2 protein-coding genes are annotated in these 1,450 nt (G+C 69.7%); one reads left to right on the top strand and one right to left on the bottom strand.

Features of this window, described 5'->3' with window-relative positions; genetic code table 11:
• Nucleotides 1-120: 120 nt before the first annotated feature.
• Nucleotides 121-693 carry a peroxiredoxin gene (locus BKE38_RS29665; protein ID WP_076960670.1) on the bottom strand — a complete coding sequence of 191 codons (573 nt, stop codon included), beginning with the start codon at nt 691-693 and terminating at the stop codon, nt 121-123.
• Between the two features lie 148 nt (nt 694-841).
• On the opposite strand from BKE38_RS29665, the gene BKE38_RS29660 reads away from it, so the two are divergent.
• Nucleotides 842-1,450 (top strand): LysR substrate-binding domain-containing protein (locus BKE38_RS29660; protein WP_076960669.1); only part of this gene is annotated, 609 nt, incomplete at its 3' end.

The raw sequence follows: 1,450 nt of genomic DNA, 5'->3' as shown, positions 1-1,450 counted from the left end.
GGGGGGAGGAGAGGGGGTGCGGTCTGCGCCCGGGGTTCTGCACCCGCCTGGCGCACCGGGCGGCCATCTCAGGGATGGCCGCGGGGAAGAGGACCGGCGCGCGGCCGGTCCTTCTCCGGATCAGGCGGCCTGGAACAGCTCCTGCGGCTTCAGGGTGTCGCCGCCCTTGTTCCAGTTGCAGGGGCAGAGCTCGTCGGTCTGCAGCGCGTCGAGGACGCGGACCACTTCCTGCGGGTTGCGGCCGACATTCAGGCCGTTCACCGAGGCCCACTGGATGGTGCCCTCGGGGTCGACGATGAAGGTGGCGCGGAGAGCAACACCTTCGTTCTTGTCGAGGATGCCCAGCGCCGACGACAGCTCGCGCTTGGTGTCGGCCAGCATCGGGATCGGCAGGTCGTTGATGTCCTTGTTGTAGACGCGCCAGTTCAGGTGCACGAACTCGCTGTCGGTCGAGGCGCCGTAGAGGACGGCGTCACGGTCGGAGAACTCGCCGTTCAGCTTGCCGAAGGCGGCGATCTCGGTCGGACAGATGAAGGTGAAATCCTTCGGCCAGAAGAAGACGATCTTCCACTTGCCGGCATCCGACTCGTTGGTGATCTCGACGAAGGACTTGCCCGGGCCCTCGAGGCCGTCCGGGCCGCCCTTCACGGCGGTGAGCTTGAACGCGGGGAACTTGTCGCCAACCGTCAGCATCGTGGATCTCTCCATTCTCGAAAGCTTGTCGCAGGGTCGATCGGCAATCCGGGAGGATCGGCCTCTCTCGCCGCGGTGTAGCCTGTTATGTATGCTGCGCCGCACACATGCCAATGAATAGTTTTCGACGAAACCATCGGCTGGATCGATGACCCCGCTGCCCAGCCCCCAGCAGCTGCGATACCTGGTGGGTCTCGCCGATCATGGCCATTTCGGCCGGGCGGCGCGGGCCTGCGCGGTGACGCAATCGACCCTTTCGGCCGGCATCATCGCGCTGGAGCGCCAGCTCGATGCCGCCATCCTGGAGCGCGGCCCGGCCAAGCGCCCGGTCTTCACCCCGCTCGGCCTGCAGCTGGTCGAACGCGCGCGGCAGGCGCTGGCCGCGCTGGCTGCCGTCGCCGAGACCGCCGCCGCCGCGCGCGACCCGCTGTCCGGGCCGCTGCGGCTGGGGGTGATCCCGACGATCGGGCCGTTCCTGCTGCCGCGGCTGATGCCGGCGCTGCGCGAGGCCTTTCCGCGGCTGCAGCTGTGGCTGCGGGAGGACATGACCGACCGGCTGGCCGACGACCTGGCCGCCGGGCGGCTGGACCTGCTGCTGCTGGCGCTGCCGGCAGCACTGCCCGAGGCGGAGACGCTGCGGGTGGCGGAGGACCCCTTCATCGCCGCCCTGCCGCAGGGCCACCGCCTGGCCGGCGAGCCCAGCGTCCCGGTGGCGGCGCTGGCCAGCGAGCGGATGCTGCTGCTGGAGGACGGGCAT

The sequence above is a fragment of the Teichococcus deserti genome (assembly GCF_001982615.1).
Lineage (GTDB): Bacteria > Pseudomonadota > Alphaproteobacteria > Acetobacterales > Acetobacteraceae > Pseudoroseomonas > Pseudoroseomonas deserti.
The sequence above is the reverse complement of the archived record's forward strand: the minus strand, read 5'-3'. Positions and strand labels throughout refer to the sequence as shown.